Origin of the sequence: Streptomyces sp. NPDC008163 (assembly GCF_042956885.1) — a bacterium.
Lineage (GTDB): Bacteria > Actinomycetota > Actinomycetes > Streptomycetales > Streptomycetaceae > Streptomyces > Streptomyces drozdowiczii_A.
On sequence record NZ_JBIBHG010000020.1, the window covers coordinates 54,387 to 71,080 of the forward strand.

The 16,694-nt window shown below is 66.1% G+C and carries 12 protein-coding genes and 1 pseudogene; 10 read left to right on the forward strand and 3 right to left on the reverse strand.

The features are described 5' to 3' along the window. The first annotated feature begins 144 nt into the window (after positions 1-144). From ACFZAT_RS32325 to ACFZAT_RS32340, 4 genes are all read left to right on the forward strand, one after another. Positions 145-6,618 carry an RHS repeat-associated core domain-containing protein gene (locus ACFZAT_RS32325; protein ID WP_391269308.1) on the forward strand — a complete coding sequence of 2,158 codons (6,474 nt, stop codon included), beginning with the start codon at positions 145-147 and terminating at the stop codon, positions 6,616-6,618. A gap of 71 nt (positions 6,619-6,689) precedes the next feature. Further along, positions 6,690-7,121, forward strand: coding sequence for a hypothetical protein (locus tag ACFZAT_RS32330; protein WP_391269310.1), 432 nt, complete (start codon positions 6,690-6,692; stop codon positions 7,119-7,121). 301 nt (positions 7,122-7,422) lie between these two features. Then, the gene (locus ACFZAT_RS32335; RefSeq protein ID WP_391269312.1) at positions 7,423-8,271 is read left to right on the forward strand and encodes an IS5 family transposase; all 849 of its coding nucleotides are present in this window, start codon (positions 7,423-7,425) and stop codon (positions 8,269-8,271) included. Between the two features lie 514 nt (positions 8,272-8,785). Beyond that, complete coding sequence (locus ACFZAT_RS32340) at positions 8,786-9,010, forward strand: hypothetical protein (RefSeq protein ID WP_391269314.1); 225 nt, start codon at positions 8,786-8,788, stop codon at positions 9,008-9,010. A 216-nt stretch (positions 9,011-9,226) separates the two neighbouring features. On the opposite strand, the gene ACFZAT_RS32345 is transcribed toward ACFZAT_RS32340, so the two are convergent. Next, a complete protein-coding gene (locus tag ACFZAT_RS32345; RefSeq protein ID WP_391269315.1) occupies positions 9,227-11,074 on the reverse strand; it encodes a hypothetical protein in 1,848 nt (615 codons plus the stop codon). A 747-nt stretch (positions 11,075-11,821) separates the two neighbouring features. Between ACFZAT_RS32345 and ACFZAT_RS32350 the strand changes: the two are divergent. The 5 genes and pseudogenes from ACFZAT_RS32350 to ACFZAT_RS32370 form a co-directional block, all read left to right on the forward strand. Further along, positions 11,822-11,959 (forward strand): annotated as a pseudogene (locus tag ACFZAT_RS32350) (ATP-binding protein); the annotation flags it as partial. Between the two features lie 261 nt (positions 11,960-12,220). Continuing rightward, positions 12,221-12,958: a TIGR02391 family protein gene (locus ACFZAT_RS32355; RefSeq protein ID WP_391269317.1), complete on the forward strand. Its 738-nt coding sequence runs from the start codon at positions 12,221-12,223 to the stop codon at positions 12,956-12,958. Between the two features lie 165 nt (positions 12,959-13,123). Then, positions 13,124-13,345 (forward strand): hypothetical protein, encoded by a 222-nt coding sequence (locus ACFZAT_RS32360; protein WP_391269318.1) that lies wholly within the window; start codon positions 13,124-13,126, stop codon positions 13,343-13,345. A 181-nt stretch (positions 13,346-13,526) separates the two neighbouring features. Next, positions 13,527-14,498: a DUF4238 domain-containing protein gene (locus ACFZAT_RS32365; RefSeq protein WP_391269320.1), complete on the forward strand. Its 972-nt coding sequence runs from the start codon at positions 13,527-13,529 to the stop codon at positions 14,496-14,498. Between the two features lie 510 nt (positions 14,499-15,008). After that, positions 15,009-15,167, forward strand: coding sequence for a hypothetical protein (locus ACFZAT_RS32370; protein ID WP_391269322.1), 159 nt, complete (start codon positions 15,009-15,011; stop codon positions 15,165-15,167). A gap of 430 nt (positions 15,168-15,597) precedes the next feature. Here ACFZAT_RS32370 and ACFZAT_RS32375 read toward each other — a convergent pair whose 3' ends face one another. Continuing rightward, positions 15,598-15,783, reverse strand: coding sequence for a hypothetical protein (locus ACFZAT_RS32375; RefSeq protein ID WP_391269324.1), 186 nt, complete (start codon positions 15,781-15,783; stop codon positions 15,598-15,600). A gap of 312 nt (positions 15,784-16,095) precedes the next feature. On the opposite strand from ACFZAT_RS32375, the gene ACFZAT_RS32380 reads away from it, so the two are divergent. Further along, positions 16,096-16,305: a hypothetical protein gene (locus ACFZAT_RS32380; protein ID WP_391269325.1), complete on the forward strand. Its 210-nt coding sequence runs from the start codon at positions 16,096-16,098 to the stop codon at positions 16,303-16,305. Positions 16,306-16,387: 82 nt separating this feature from the next. Here the strand turns inward: ACFZAT_RS32380 and ACFZAT_RS32385 are convergent. Beyond that, positions 16,388-16,694, reverse strand: a 307-nt coding sequence (locus ACFZAT_RS32385) for a helicase associated domain-containing protein (RefSeq protein ID WP_391269326.1), incomplete at its 5' end; no start/stop codon positions are given.

Sequence of the window (16,694 nt, forward strand, 5' to 3'; positions counted from 1 at the left end):
AACGCCCGGCCACGCTCGGTAGGAGGTGCCGGACTGCGCATTCCACTGGTCGGAGCCCTGACCCTGGCGCTTTCCATACCTGCCGCGCTGACACCAGTAGCCTCCGCCCAGGACGCGCTGGGCGCCCCCCCGGTGCCCAAACCCGTGAGCAACCCTGTCACGCCGGTGACCACGCCCGGCGCGAAGGCAGCACGGGAGCGGGTTGCGAAGAGTAAGGCGACTAACGACAAGCGGGCCGCCCAGGCCCGCAGCGAGCGGGCGGTGAGCTGGCCCAAGCCCTCCAAGCACGCGGAGAAGATCACGGCTAGCCGCAGCGACGGCATCGTTAGAGTCACCACCACAGGCAAGGGACTGGGCAAGAAGGCGAAAAGTTTGGCGTCCGGCACGGCCACCGTGAACGTGCTCGACCAGAAGAACACCCGTGCCGCCGGCGTCACCGGGGTTGTCTTCACCGCCGCTGCTCAGACCCCGGGCGCCGCGACAATCAGTGTCGACTACACCTCGTTCGGCTCCGCAGTGGGCGGGAACTGGGCAGGCCGCCTCGGCCTCGCCACCATGCCCGCCTGCGCCCTGACCACCCCAAACAAGGCCGAGTGCCGCAAGCAGACCCCAATTGCCTCCCACAACGCTCTCGCCGAGCAGACCGTCACCGCACAGGTGAACCTGCCCGCAGCAACGCCGGAATCTCCGAAGGGACAAAGCGCCGCCAGCAAGAATTCAGCAACGGCCAGCCTGCCAAGCACCACGGCCCCGGCGACCGTGTTTGCTCTGACTGCCGCGGCGGATGCGCCGGCCTCAGCGACGGGCAACTACAAGGCCACGCCGCTGGCCGCGTCCTCCACCTGGGAAGCTGGCGCAGCTTCGGGGGCGTTCACCTGGAACTACCCGATCACGGTGCCTCCGGCTGCCGCCGGGCCCGTGCCATCGCTGTCGCTGTCGTACAACTCCGGAAGCATCGACGGGCGAACCGCGAACACCAATAACCAGGGCTCCATGCTCGGTGAGGGCTTCGACCTGACCTCGTCGTACATCGAGCGCCGCTACGGCTCATGCGACGACGACGGGCAGAGCGACAAGAACGACCTGTGCTGGAAGTACGAGAACGCCACCCTGGTCCTCAACGGGCAGTCAAACGAACTGGTCAAGGACGACACCACCGGTGTCTGGCACCTCAAGAACGACGACGCCTCTCAAGTCATCCACAAGGTCGGCGCCGACAACGGCGACGAAGGCGACGACATCAGCGCCGACGGCAAGACCGGCGACGGCAAGGGCGAATACTGGCAGGTCATCACCGGCGAAGGCACCACCTACACCTTCGGCCAGAACAAGCTCAAGAACGCCGGCACGCAGCGTACTAACTCGGTATGGACTGTTCCCGTCTTCGGTGACGACGCCAAGGAGCCCGGATACTCCTCCGGTACCAGCTTCGCCGGCCGCGCCAAGACACAGGCATGGCGCTGGAATCTCGACCAAAGCACCGACATCCACGGCAACGCCTCCACCTACTGGTACACCGCCGAGGAGAACAACTACGCCGAGAACGGCGACAAGACCGACCTTGAGGCATACACCCGCGGTGGATACCTGAACGAGATCAAATACGGGCAGCGCGCCGAAGCCCTTTTTGCTGGCGTCACGTCGGGCAAAATCACCTTCACCTACAAGGAGCGGTGCTTCACCGACTGCACCTCACTGACCGAAGACAGTTCCGACAACTGGCCCGACGTACCGTTCGACGCCATCTGCTCCGCATCCAAGACCGACTGCGAGGCGACCGGCCCCTCCTTCTTCACCCGCAAGCGGCTCACAGCGATCGACACCTTCGTCTGGTCGACCGCCGCCGAGCCAGACGCCTACAAGCCCGTCGACAGCTACGCGCTGACGCAGGAGTACCAAGACGGCGCCGACATCGGCAACAGCTCCGACCAAAGTCTCGTCCTCAAGTCGATCCAGCGCACCGCCAAGAACGGCGACCCGATCAAGCTGGACCCCGTCGACATCGAGTACCAGATGCGTGCGAACCGCGTCTACAGCAGCAGCCAGAACGCCCCGCGGATGAACCGGCCCCGCCTGCAGTCCATCACCTCCGAGACCGGCGCGATCACCACGGTGACCATGTCGGAACCGGAGTGCGTGATCGGCAGCAACATGCCCAAGGCCGAGGACGACAACGCACTGAACTGCTACCCGGTCATCTGGCCGCTCAACGGCGGCGACCCGGTCCTGGACTGGTTCCACAAGTACAACGTCGAAGCCGTCACCGTCTCGGACCCCGCTGCTAAGAACCCCACCCTCGAACACTCCTACACCTACGAACACCCCGCCTGGCACTACAACGACGATCCGCTCACCCGGGAGAAGGACCGCACCTGGTCCTCCTGGCGCGGCTATCGCACCGTCACCTCCTACACCGGGGACAGCTACCACACCCGGTCTAAAACCGTCCGCCTCTACATGCAGGGCATGCACGGCGACAAACGTAAAGACGGCACCACGCGCACCGTCACCACCGACGGAATCTCCATCGCGGGCTTCAACGCAACCACGGCCTACGACCGCGAGCCGTATGCGGGCACCTTGCGCCAGGAAATCACCTTCAATGGCGCAGATCCTGTCACCGTCACGTACAACAGCATCTGGTACAAGCAGACAGCCAGCCAGCAGCGCTCCTACGCCAACGCTGAGGCGTACTTCGTCCGGATCAACCGCACCGGAGTGAGCACCTACCTGCCCGTCAGCGGCAAGTGGCGCCAGGTCGTCACCAACGACTACTTCGACAGCACGTACGGCATGAAGTACCGGAGCCAAAACTCCGGCGACACCGCCAAAACCGGTGACGAGACCTGCACCCGAACCTGGTACGCCCGCAACCCCGACGTCGGCCTGACCAGGCTCGTGTCCCGGACCCGGGTCACCGCCAGTAACTGCTACGACTCGGTCGGCGAAGCGGTCACCGATGACCAGCTGTCCTTGCCCACAAGCCCCGCCACGCGCGGCGATGTCCTGTCCGACACCGCCGTCGTCTACGACAGCCCCAACGCCACCGGCTGGGTCTACGCACAAAAGCCCACCCTGGGACTCCCCACCTGGGCCGGCCGCGCTACGGCCTATCCGACGCCCAGCGGCACCGCCGATCGCCACCCTGCCGTCGACGGCGGCTGGCAAACCACCCTCAAGACCGCCTACGACACTGGCACGGCGAATCTCGGGCGCCCCGTGAGTGTCACCAACGCCAAAGGCAACACCACCACCACCACCTACTACCCCGCAGCAGCGGGACCGGTGACTTCCACCATCGTCGCACCTCCCAAGCTCCCCAACGGACAGCAGCACAGGGTCTACACCTACTACGACCCCGCCCGCAGCACGGTCACTTATACCCTCGACCCCAACCTGAAGAAGACTGAGAACACCTACGACGCCCTTGGCCGCATTACCGCCACTTGGGCACCGAACCGCAGCAAATCCGGAAACGACTCCGCCACAGTCACCTACGGATACCAGTACGACCACAGCGGCCCCCCCTGGACCTCCGTCTCCACTCTCAAAGCCGACGGAAAGACCTACGAAACCACCTACGCCATTACCGACTCCCTTCTGCGTCCCGTCCAGACGCAGGCCCCTTCGGTCACCGGCGGCAGGATCCTTACCGACATCCGCTACGACTCCCGCGGACTTGCCGTCGACTCGCACGCCGACATCTACGACAGCACCACCGAACCCAACGGGATCTACGCCCAAGCCGACTTCGCCCACACCCCGGCGCTGACCCAGACCCAGTACGACGGCGCCGGCCGCCCCACCACCAGCACCTTCACCGCCCTCGGTCACCAGAAGTGGACCACTACCACCAGCTACACCGGCGACTCCACCGCCACCACCGCCCCCGACGGCGGAACCGCCTCCCGCACCATCACCGACGCACTCGGCCGCACCACCGAAACCCGTACCTACGCCGGCCCCACCCCCGCCGACCCCGCCTACGGCGCGGAGTCCGGGCCCAGCTACACCAGCGTCAAAACCCAATACACGCCCGATGGCAAGCAGAAGCTGATAACCGGCCCCGACACCGCCCAGTGGTCGTATGCCTACGACCTCTTCGGACGCCAGACCAGCACCACAGACCCCGACAAGGGCACCAGCACCACCAGCTACACAGTCCTCGACCAGATCGACACGACCACCGACGCCAGCAACAACACCCTTCTGTACAGCTACGACGACCTCGGCCGCAAGACCGACCAGTGGCAGACCTCCCGCACCGACGGCAACAAGCTTGCCCACTGGAGCTTCGACTCCGTCCTCAAAGGCCTGCCTGATGCATCCACGCGCTATGTAGGCGGCAGCGGTACCGGGGGCATGGCCTACACGAGGCAGGTCACGGCCTACGACACGCTCGGCCGCGCCACCGGTACTCGCCTCACCCTGCCTACCGACGAGCCGCTAGTTAAGTCAGGCGCGGTTGCTTCCACCCTGGACTTCGAGACCGACTACCGCCTTGATGGCACCGTCAGCACCACCACAGAGCCTGCCGCAGCGGGGCTGCCCCACGAGAGCACCCAGATCCACTACAACCCATTCGGCCTGCCCGAACAGCTCTCCGGCACCAGCAGCTACGTCCAAAACGTCGCCTACTCACAGCTCGGACAGCTCTGGCAGCTCCGGCTCGGGGTCACCAACACCAACACCGTCAGCATCGCCAACAGTTACGAAGCTGGCACCGGCCGCCTCACCAACAGCAGCGTGAGCGACGAAACGCACTCCGGCAGGCTCCAGGACCTGGACTTCACCCAGGATCAGGCCGGCAACGTCACCAGCATCTTCGACAAAGCCACCATCGACGGCACCAGCAAGCTCGACTACCAGTGCTTCACCTACGACGGCTACCTCCGCCTTACCGAAGCCTGGACCCCCAAAACCGCCGACTGCGCCACCACCGGCCGCACCACAACCAACCTCGACGGCGCAGCTCCCTACTGGACCAGCTACACCTACAACACCGCCGGCCAGCGCAAAACCGAAACAACCCACACAAGCACCGGTAACACCTCCACCAACTACAACTACGGCACCACCACCGGCCAGCCTCACCCCCTCACCAGCATCACCGGCGAACACCCCGCCACCTACACCTACGACAAGTCCGGCAACACCCGAACACGCCCCGGCACCCAGGCCACCCAGACTCTGACCTGGAACTCCGAAGGCAAACTCGCCTCCACGACCGAACCAGCCACCAGTGGTAAACCCGCTCTCAACACCAGCTACCTCTACGACGCCGACGGCGGACTCCTCATCCGCCGCGCTACCGGCGACGGGGACACCGTCCTCTACCTCGGCGCCACGGAAGTCCGCCTCACCACCAAGGGCACCACCAAGACCATCACCGGCACCCGCTACTACAGCATCGCCGGCCAGAACATCGCCGTACGCACCGCCACCACCACTGGCACAAAGCTCAGCTTCCTAGCCGCAGATCACCACGGCACTAGCAGCCTTGCCATCGACGCCATTACTCAAGCCGTCACCAAGCGCTACACCACCCCCTTCGGCGCCCAGCGCGGGACGGAACCGACCACTTGGCCCGACGACAAGGCTTTCCTCGGGAAACCGGCAGATCAAACCACCGGTCTCACCCACATAGGCGCCCGTGAATACGATCCATCCATCGGTCAATTCCTCAGCATCGACCCCATTCTCGAACTAAGCAGGCACCAAACTCTCAACGGCTACAGCTACGCGGGACAGGCGCCAACCACGAACTCTGACCCCACGGGTACGTGTGTCGACCCGGGCAACGGTCACTGCATGCCAGGCAATAACACCGGAAACCCGGACCCGTCATACCCGATCAATACAAATCCGGACCCCACCGTTACGGCGCCACCCAGCAGCGATAGTGGGAGCGGGAATGGCGGAGGGGACAGTGGGGGCGGGGGAGGAAACTGGCTTTCGAAGATCTCGGGCGTCGGAAGCACCCTCTGGAATTACGGTACTGCAGTATTCACCACCCCGGACGTGTGGTGGGGAGCCCTGGAGGTCACCGTCGGGGTCGTCGGCATGTTCCAAGGCGGCGGCGACATGATGAGCGGAGGGCTGGCATGCGTAAGCGTCGCCGGTTGTGTAGCCGGCGCACCAGTTGCCGCTCTAGGTGCAGGCATGATGGCCGGTGGTGCCTCCTTGACACAGCATGGCGCCTCTCGCTTCAGCGACGGGCTGAACCAGGCATTTTCAGAGGGGAAGAGTAAGGGGAGAATAGCTCAGGAGAACGGCGACTCTTACGAGATCGCCCTTCAGAAGCATTTCAATGGCTTGCCCGGAGAGAAGCCGGGAAAGCCCGGCTTTAAGAAGGGTGGCCGTGACTTCGACGGAAGATACATTGATCAGAGTTCAGGGGAGGAGATCTGGTATGAGGCGAAGTCTGGGAAATATTGGGAATGGGTGAACCGTAGCGAGAAGAATTTCGGAAAGTTTCGGTCCGATATGGGGTCTAGAAACAGGATCGCGAAGGATAACGGTATACAATACAAGTTGGTGTCGGAGGTGCCCATACCGGAGAACATCACTAGCCAGCTATCGGCAAAGGGGATACCGTATGAGGTAGTCCCTCGGTGAACATCTTTCCGCCTGGTCTCGCGTGAAAGTGAGGTCAGGCGGGTGTTCTTCTCATTCGTATTGGTGTGAATATGTCTCGGAACTTTGGTTTCAATTTTCGCTTCCGTGGTGAGGTCGGTGTTCAGGGTATTCTGGATCGCCTTATCCGTGCCGGATGGAAGGCGGACGATTACGGCTCTGTGAGCTACTTGGTCGACCCAGATTTTTTCGATTGGCAGTCCACCGAATTGGGGAATCTGACGGCTGTGTGTGCGTCTCTTTGTGAGACTCAGGAGTCTGGACGCCCATGCGCCATCGTGCTGACTTGGAAGGATACGCAAATCGGTGGCTCGTTCATTTTTATGCCCTCCAAGGAGGAGGTGACTTTGAGTCCGATAATTAATCCTGTTCGCCGCTCAGATTGTGAAATGCTGCTCGATTTCGAGTGGTATTTGTCACGACTCGTCGCTGTTTTGGAGGCTGTTGGAATGTCCGGATTGGAGACTTTTGACTTCGCTGATTGATGAACGTTAAGGGCTGACGGCTCGTGGCTCCTGCGGTTTAACCATGGTGTCCGAGGTGGCAAAAGGGCGGGCCTGCGGACTATGCGGTCCCGAGAGCCGGCGTCGCTGCTGACCTGGGCGAGAAGCATTTCGCCCAAGTGGAGGCGAAGCTTGCAGAAGGGGTCGGTCAGGCCCGACTGCAGGGCGACGTCGTTCTGATTGGGCGGTTCGTGAGTCTATGGGTGGCTCTGGTGTCGCCTGATGGTGTGAGCGAAGCCGGAACGTTCCGGTCCGGTGCCGGTGGCCTGCTGGGATCGGTGGGATGAGTGAACGCAAGCCGTCCCAGAGCGACTTGTCCGACGAGCAGTGGGCGTTGATCGAGCCGGTGCTCACGGCCTGGAAGAACCGGCACCGTTTCGTGAGCGGCCATCAGGGCCGCTATCCGATGAGGGAGATCGTGAATGCGATCCTCTACCAGTCCCGGAGCGGCTGCCAGTGGGCCCTGTTGCCGAACGATCTGCCGCCGAAGAGCGCGACGTACTACTGCTTCGCCGCCTGGCGGGACGATGGCACCGGCCAGCAGATCCATGAACTCCTGCGCTGCCAGGTGCGGGAGAGGAATCGGCGGTTAGAGGACCCGACCCTGGTGATTCTGGACACCCAGAGTGTCCGGGCGGGCACCGGGGTCCCCGCGATCACGACGGGCAAAGACGCCGCGAAACGGGTGCCTGGCCGCAAGCGGGGACTGGCCGTGGACGTTCTTGGTTTGGTCATCGCTGTCACCGTGGTGGCCGCGAGCGTCCACGACAACGCCGCCGGCATCGCTCTGCTCGACCAGGTCGCCGTCGCGGCCGGCGGCTCGGTCTGCAAGGCCCTGGTCGACCAGGGCTTCAAGAATCAGGTCGTCACGCACGGGGCCGCCCTCGGCATCGACGTCGAGATCGTCCGGCGCAACCCTGAGGAGCGGGGATTCGTTCCGCAGCCGAAACGGTGGCGGGTGGAGCAGACGTTCGGGACCCTGATACTGCACCGGCGCCTGGTCCGCGACTACGAACATCGCCCGGCCTCCTCCACCTCACGCGTTTACTGGGCCATGACCCACGTCATGGCCCGTCGGCTCACCGACGCGAGCACGCTCACCTGGCGCGATCCGCAGGTGGTCGGCGCGTGAACCTCAACCCCCTTCTTCAAGCGCTCGACCTCAGCAAGACGCAGCCAGGGCCCTGACCGACGATCTCCGCACCCAGATCGACACCCTTCAGACCCAGCTCCGCGAGGCCGAACTGCGTCTGGAACACCTCGCCATCACCCGCACGACCATCACCGGCCTCGCCGACCGAATCCCGGCCCTACAGGAAGTCTGGAGCTGCCCGAGCACCCGGACTACCCGCGCATCCTCGCCGTCTTCAACGGCGCCACCGGCCCCCTGAGGGCCCGCGATATCTGCCAGGTCCTCGACTTCGAGCTCCTGCCAAAACACATCGAACGCACCCGAGCCAAGATGAAACGCCTGGTCACACTAGGAATGCTCGCCGAGGGCGAGCCCGGCACCTTCAGCAAGAAGCAGTAAACAACTCCGGAACGGACAGCAACTTACGAACCGCCCACTAAGCAAGGCATCTGACCTGTCGGTCTTCCGCCACCGCTTTGCGGGGCAACTTTTGAACACGGAGAGCGCACCATTCATGACGTACCTCCCCTCACCCGAAGAGATCGACACCGCCCGCACACCCGCCGGCGGCTGGAAGCGCGACCAGCTCGCCGCCTGGGGCGTGCCGTGGCCCCCGCCTAAGGGCTGGAAGAACGAGCTGGCCGAACGCTGGAAGGCCGCCCGCCCAGACGGGCCGCCGGCACCCGCACCCGCCCCAGCCACGGCCGACTTCGCCCAGGACACGTTCGACTTCGGCTGACCCGACGACAGCGGGGCCGGACAGAATCACCCTGCCCGGCCCCGTTGGCTGTTCCCGGCTGAGGTCGATGCGCGGCCCCCACGCGGACTCGAGGTCGTCCAGGAAGACGGTCTCCAGTTCCTTCTCACCACCGGCGCCGCAGGAGGAACGGCGTGGCGTGGTATCCCTCCACGGGGCACCGCGCTCAGCGCGGCATCCAGGAAGTCACACCGCCATCTACACCGTGGTTGTCTCGCGTGGGGGCAGGCCCGGGATTACACCTTCGGCCAGGCTGGTACGGATCTCCCGAACCGCTGGCCCCGGGGTATCGGGGAGTTCGTTGCAGGCGATGATGACCTGTCCGCCGGCGCCTGAGGGGTCCTCGAAGGTGGCGAGGTCGGTGAGGCCGTCGAGGAGCGCGTTGCCGCTTCGCTGGTCTTCCGGGCCCTCGCCCAGGCCGGTGAACGGGCCGTCCACGATCAGGAACTGCGGCACCGGCATCGCTGGAACTTCCCGGGCGGCATCGCGCAGAGCCAGCAGGACACTGACGTTCGCGCGGGTCATCCCGTGCCCGGCGACGACCCGCGCGTCGAACGACTTCCCGTTGATGGTGACGGAGAAGTCCTCCGGACTGATGGAGACCGTGTGGACCTCCGGGTCACACGCCTGCATCCGGCGCAGCGCATGACGCGACCACCGGTCGGTTCCCTGCTTCACCATCAGATCGGTGTCCTGCCGGGCGGCGGTATACGCGGCCTCCGCGGTTTCCTTGTCCTTCTCCAGCCGGGGCAGCCGCTCGCGCAGTTCCGTGAGCTCCGCGACCTCGCGCAGGTGCTCGGCGTTCTGCTCCAGCCGCGCGGCCAGCTCCCGCACTGCCGCCTCGGCCTCCACCACGACCTGCTGCTGCGGCGCGATCACATCTTGAGTAAACGCCCGTACCGCGGCCGCCGCCTCCACGAAGACTCGCTCGGCGTCACTGACCCGGCAACGGGCCTCGTCAGCCGCCCGCACCGCACGCTTTGCCGCCTCACGCGCCTGTTCAGCGGCCTGCTGCGCCCGGGACATCCGCCGCTCGAACTCCTCGGCACGCTGACGGCGCTCGGGGTCGAAACGCCGGCACACGGGACAGTCGTCCTCCGACAGCCCCGTCAGATCGAGCGCCCGTACACACGTGGGACACAGGCTCGGGTCGGTGGCGGCCTCCCGCAGCCCGGCCAGACGCCCCTTTGCCTCGGCAGCGGCCGCCTCCAGCACCCGCGCCGTACGCTCCCGGTCGTCGGCGGCCACGCCCGCGGCCCGTCGGGCCTCCTCCGCTCCGGACGCCTTCTTCTGGAGCGCGGCGAACTGGCTGTGCAGATTACTCAGATCCACCCCGGCCTTCTGCGCCTTCAGAGCCTCCTGTCCATGCTGCGCGGCCCACTGCTCACCACGGCGCTGAAGGTCCTCGACGGACGGCAAGTCACGCTCCTCACGGTCGCGCAGAATCCGCTTCACCCGGTTCTTCGCCGACCCCCACTCCTTCTTCCTGGCGCTGAACTCCTGGCGCAGCCCGTCGACCGTCACGTCATCAGCACCCAGCAGCACCCGCCCCACCGCGGTCCGCTGCTCCTTGCCCTGCCGGCCGAGGTAGTCGTTCGGCAGATCACGCTGGCGCGCATAGAGCCACGGCACCAGCAGGTCCAGCGTCACGCGCGTACGGCCCGCGCCCAGCCGGGGGATGCCGAGGAGGTCCTGGAAGTAGTCGGCTGCCGACCGGCGGGAATCACTGCGCTTGACCGGGTGATGTTCCGTGAGGCTCAGCGTGCCCTGGGCGAAGGACACGTCCTCCTTCCGGTCCACCGTGCTGCGGGTGACCTGCCATCGCTCCCCGCCGATGCGGGCGATGAATCCGACGCGACTGCACGATGCCGCAGCGTCCATCAGCTTCGCGCCATCCACCGCCAGCGTCCACCACACCACCTCCAGCACCGTGCTCTTCCCCGTCCGGCTGACTCCCGTCAGCGCGGGCAGCGGGGCATCGAGTTTCACCTCGTGCCACACCCCGTCGACCTCGAACAACATGCCTTCGATGTTGAGTGTGACCACTCGGTGCCTCCCACAGCTCGACCGCGCTTCAGCGCTCGTAGCGGGTAACGACACGCAGCCGCCCGGGTGACGCACCAACCCAGCCCGTACGCCACCGAGCAGCACAGATCCGACGCTATGAAGGGACAGACCTGCCCAGACCGCGCAAGCCGCTCAGGTCGGCCTGCGACGCGCCTCAGCCTCACGCGAGATCTTGTTGACGAGATCCCAAAACTGACCCGCCTGACCTGCGCCAGCGTCAGCCCCGGGCCGGGGCACAGCGCCGGCACCGAAGATCCGCCCGACGCGGCTCTCCCAGCACTTGCGGCACTGGCAGTCCCCTTCCGTATGAACCGGGCAGGTCCGGTCAGCCATCTCGTAGACCAGGGCGGCCAGCTCCTCCGCCCGCTCTCTCCACCGCGCCGTGTCCGAACGAGCGGCCGACGCCTCCCGCTTCGCCCGCTGCATCGCCCCGATCATCGGCCAGTCAGGGCCGCCTCCGCCGTAATAGCTCACTGCTCGCTCCCGCTCGTCCCAGCACTATGGCTTTGCCGAGGACAACGCCCCCACCAGGTACAAGACACGGAACATCACACAGGAGGCCCTGAGACCAGAAGCGCAGGGCCTCGCACGCACCCGCTCACCAGCAGGGCCCCGGGGGTCACACCCATTCCACGCCCAGGCCGGCCCGAGGTCGCTGCCGCAATCCGGGCAGCCCCGGAGATCGCCCGCGCGGCCGCCGAAACACTGGCCACCTGAACGAAGGCCGATGCCGCCTACGAACGCCGCAGTCTGGCCGTCAGCAGCAACCTTCACCCGGCCGGCTTCGACGAGATCATGCCCAAGACCCTCGCGACCGCGACCGTCGACCGCCTTCTTCACCACGCCCACGTCGTCGTCGCCTAAGGTGACAGCCACCGCCTCAACGAGGCCACCACCGGACGCGGCGTCGTTCCCCTGAATTAACCCCACCCACGGGGAGAAACGCTGTCCACCTGGGGACCTCTGATGTCCACCAGCGGGGAGATTGAACTCTCCCTTGACAGGTGGCGGCCGAAGCCGCGGGGGTGTGGCGACGAGGACAGGCAAGCCACGCGCGGGCGACACGCCGATCCCTACAGCGAGGAATTATCACCGGTTGTCGGGGGCGGCGAGCATCATGCGGCTATGACTCAGATCAATCGCGAGTGGGCGATATCCAAGCTGAGGGACTACATCGAAGTCGCCTCCATCACCTACGTGCCGGATGCGCCGAACTCGATCGGCTTCTGGCACTACAAGTTGAACAGGCCGAAGGCCGAGGTCCAGGCCACGACGCAGATCATCGAGCAGGTCCTCGACCGTGCTCTCCCTGGGTGGAGGACGGCGGAGTGGAAGGAGCCGGCCCGGCAGCCGTTCTGGCGCGAGCGGGAAGCGGCGCACCGGGCTATCGCCCAGCTGGAGGCGGAGCAGGAGCTCGCGGACAACCTTGGATCCGGCGCACCGCAACTGGACGCTTCGACGCTTCACCCGTGGGTGTGGGGCAGCGTCCAGGGCTTGTGGGGGAGTGGCCACTACCGGCAGGCCGTAGGGGTGGCCGCAGTCGCGGTGAACGCCCAGGCGCAGGCCAAGGTCGGCAGGAAGGACCTGTCGGAGTCGAAGCTCCTCGGGGACGCGTTCAGCACGAAGGGCCCCGAGCCGGGGAAGCCGCGGCTGCGCCTGGCGCCGAAGGAGGACAGCGACACGTGGCGGAGCAGGCACGACGGCGCGGCCGCGTTCGCCCGCGGGGTGTATGCGGCGATCCGGAACCCGATCGCGCACGAGGCGGGCGACGAGCTGGAGGAGAACGAGGCGCTGGAGCAGCTGGCCGCGTTCAGCATCCTCGCCCGGTGGATTGATACTGCGACGGTGGAGACGGCTCCCTGACCCGCCGCAGCCCCCGGTCGACGTGCGGCCCTGCAGTACAGGCCGTGGTGCGAAGGGCTCGCGCCCCGAGCTTTTCCAGCCCGCGCACATACACACGGGCCGACCCATAGCCGCCTGCCGCGAATTCAAGGGGCCTGGTAACCAACGCGTCTCCGGGCGGGCACCGTGCTCCCCGACGACATCCTCGACCTCGTCGCCGACGTGCTGGCCGCGCACCGCGACGAGGCGGTCGTCACCGCGATCGGTGTGCACCTCCCGCTCCTGCACCGCCACGCCTGCCGGTTCACCGCCGCCCACCCCGAGCTGTACGACCTCGCCCCCGGACGGGTAACGCCGACCGCGGCTTGGCTGCGCCGGGGCGTGCATGACCGAGGCCGGTGGGCTTGATGGTGTGCGCGGCGCCGATGCCGGCGAGGGGGCGTATCCGTGGCGCGCTGGAAGAGGGAGCAGGTGTGCCTGCTGTGACGTTGACCGGTTTGGGGCAGCCACCGCGTTCCGCTACTAACACTCTGTGAGTACAGAGCTGTTTACTGGACCGATCACTCGCTCGGTGAAAGGGACGGCACGCATGGGCAGAGCATCGCGAGGAAAGCAGCCCGGTGGAACGAGGGACCACACCGTTCCCCAGATGTACCTTCGTCACTTCGCCGAGCACCAGGCCCGTCGCCAGTACCTGCTGGAGATGCGGCGCATCGAGAAGCCGGATCTAGTGATTCCCGCAGCGCCGAGCAAGATAGGTGCCAAAACCGGCTTCTACTGGGGTACGACCCTGGACGGCATCCCGCACCACGCCTGCGAGGAGTTCTTCACCCAGCTCGAAGGGAACGCGGAAGCGGTACTCAAGACGATCCTGGATCACAAGGAGTGGGCGCTCACCCCGGAGTGGCCGCTCACCCCCGAACAGCGCAGAGCCATCGCCTGGTGGATGGCAGCCCAGATCCTTCGAACTACCCGGCAGCGCAGTCGCCTCACGCACGGCCTGCAGCCGACCGAGAACAACCCTGAGCTACCGGCGTACATCGCCAAGCTCGCCAGCAATAACCCGCATCTGCAGTACATCGTCGAGAACGTCGCCGCCCTTGCCACGACCCTGTACAACCGCCCGTGGGGGCTGGGATACAGCGACATGTGCCTGCTCACCAGCGACGTGCCCGTAGTCGTCTGGAATCGCCCCGACGAAGACGACCAGATCCTGGCCGTCGCGCAAAGCGACGTCATGCTCCCCTTGGACCCGCACCGGCTACTGTTCCTTCCGAGCTCCGCTCAGCAGCGAGCGGACCTCCGCAAACGCGTCGATCACCTGCTGCACATCAAGGGCGCTGTAGGTATGGCCCTCGTCGGGATCTCCTGGGATGTGGCCGACCAGTTCGTCGTGTACCACCCGCGGCATGACCCCTGGAAACACTGGAAGCCCGACGGCCCGCGCCACCCGCGCCCCTGGGCGGACGAGAACCACTCGGCTCCGCAGTACGCCTTGGAGTACCCAGTGCTTCCGCGGGACCGCAACGTCGAACGTCGCTGGACCATCGAGCATCCATAACCGAAAGCTGCCCTCAACTGCGTACACCGCCGACCGGGCAAGCCGCCCAGACACCAGTGCGGGGCGACGAAATGCCCGGAGCCGGCGAACCAGTCGACGAAGCAGCGTTCGGAGCCGTTCTCCAGCCTCTGCGGGCCCCTTGGATTCGGAACGAAGGCGACTTCCGAAACAACGTTCTCTCAGTTCCCACAGTTCAGCGGCTACTTGGGGTACACGGCGACAGGCACGCCGGGCGGCCCGATGAGGGCGGGCCCGTGCGTTCTGCGTAGGCTCTTACATACGGCCCCCGGGCACGACGACGGGGAGCCCTCGCATGCACCAATGCTTTGGACGGCCGGCGCATGAGGAGGGCTCCCCGGTGAGCGTGGTCGTGGTGGTCCGTGTCCTATCCGACACTGCACTCGCGAGGTTGCATTGACCGCCCCGACCCCTTCCGACGGTACAGCAAGTGATATCAGTGAACCGGCACCCCCTGCCCGTTCGGGAAACGATTCTGAATCGCTACTCACAATGCGCGCAGCGCTGATTCTTCTGGCGTCCGTCGTCTTCGGCTGCCTGGCAGGGGCGCTGACCTACCTCAGCGAGCGGAACACTGCGGCGGCGGCCCTCGCCGCGCTCGCAGGAACCGGTGTCAGTGTTCCAACGCTGCACACCCTGATCTCCCGCTGACGGGCCGGGTGAGCGGGTGAGCCCCGCTCCACGAGAATCGAAGCCCGGACGCCGTCCGTATCGAGCGGCACCTCCTGGTCGACAGCGCCGACCCGGCCGCCGCGCGACGGACTGCTCTGCTCGACAGCAGCTCGGAGGGATGGCTGCGGCCAGGCACACCCGCTCGGGGAGCCGCGGCGGCCGCCGCCCACGCAGCTTTAGTGAGCGTCGTTGGCGTCCGGGGCGAGGGCGCGGTGCTTGGTGTTGTGGGCGGCGCCGATGTCGGCGTGGGGTGACGTGCCCGCACCGGGTGCACTCGATGGCTCTGTTCACGTCATTCTCATGAACAGAATCAGGCGGTGGTCGTCGGCCCGCACAAAGTGTCCGCCTCCGCTCGCTCGGCACGGCGTGAAAAGAGGGGGCGGGCAGGAAGATCCTGCCCGCCCCCGAGTCAGCCGATCAGGCTGGGCAGCCCCATCATGCAGGTACCGAACGCGACGAGGCCGGCGATGGCCGCCTTCGCGAGGGAGCGCTCGGAGGAGTAGGTGAGGACGCCTACGCCGATGCCGCCGGCGACGGCCATGGTCAGGATGATCGCGGCGCGCTGCGACAGGAGCGGAGCCGGGTTATCGTCCACGGGAATGTCCTCCAAGGAATGGTTGTTAGGGCGGGCGGGACGCTGCGGGTGCTGACGCTCTGTTCTGGAGCGCAAGACCTTCTTCACCCCCTGGGGCCGTCCAGGAGTCGGCGGACAGCAGCGGCCGGGAAGAAAAGTTGCCGAGGACACGGCGAAGGCCCGGACCCCTATCCGGTCCGGGCCCAATCCGTCCCCTCATTGCTCTTTGAGGGGGGGTCAGATACCTTCCGCCCGTTCGCACTGCCTCGGGAGCCGACGCCCAATCCGGTGCCCGGCGCACGGCCACCTTGAAGCTGCGGTGTTGTCTGCTCCGTGCCAGGCAACGGCGCTTGGGATACGAGACGGCTCTCCATCGCGAAGGATCCGTTCACCGGGCGCGTGCTGGAAACCACCGACGCCCCGTGGTTCGGCGACTGGTTCACGGTCGGCGACATCGCCAGCCTGTATAGGCCGGCGCACCGCGACCCGGTGACCGGCGTCGTCCTGGCGGAGATCCGGGTCACCATCCCGCGCAGCTGGTAGCGGCCCGCACCGCCGGGCGGTGACGTACGAGACCCCGGGGCCCTGTCGGCGGGCTCGGGGTCTGATGGCGGTGGGGGAGTGGTCAGAAGTCGTCTCCGTAGCCCTCCCGCTCGGAGGGCGGTCCGAACCGCTTGATGGACCAGCACGAGCAGTTCGCCCCCTCAAACAGGTCCTCGTCGCACTCCTCGTGGTGCTCGCACACCGCCCGCCTCGCCGGGGCCGCTGACAGCGTGGGCGGTGCGGCGGGCGGCCCCGGGGCGGCGGTCTCGGCGGCCGGGGCCGGGCCCGCCCACACCATGCCGAGGTTGGCGAGTGCGGCGAGCTGGTCGACGGTGAGCTTGTCGCGTCGTGCGCGGGTGTTGGAGAGCCATACGCCCAGTCGCACCGGC

What these genes read in the sequence shown, in the direction of transcription:
- ACFZAT_RS32335 (WP_391269312.1), top strand. Translation starts at nt 7,423, where the DNA reads ATGAGTGAACGCAAGCCGTCCCAGAGCGACTTGTCCGACGAGCAGTGG.
- ACFZAT_RS32330 (WP_391269310.1), top strand. Translation starts at nt 6,690, where the DNA reads ATGTCTCGGAACTTTGGTTTCAATTTTCGCTTCCGTGGTGAGGTCGGT.
- ACFZAT_RS32355 (WP_391269317.1), top strand. Translation starts at nt 12,221, where the DNA reads ATGACTCAGATCAATCGCGAGTGGGCGATATCCAAGCTGAGGGACTAC.
- ACFZAT_RS32370 (WP_391269322.1), top strand. Translation starts at nt 15,009, where the DNA reads ATGCGCGCAGCGCTGATTCTTCTGGCGTCCGTCGTCTTCGGCTGCCTG.
- ACFZAT_RS32365 (WP_391269320.1), top strand. Translation starts at nt 13,527, where the DNA reads ATGGGCAGAGCATCGCGAGGAAAGCAGCCCGGTGGAACGAGGGACCAC.
- ACFZAT_RS32340 (WP_391269314.1), top strand. Translation starts at nt 8,786, where the DNA reads ATGACGTACCTCCCCTCACCCGAAGAGATCGACACCGCCCGCACACCC.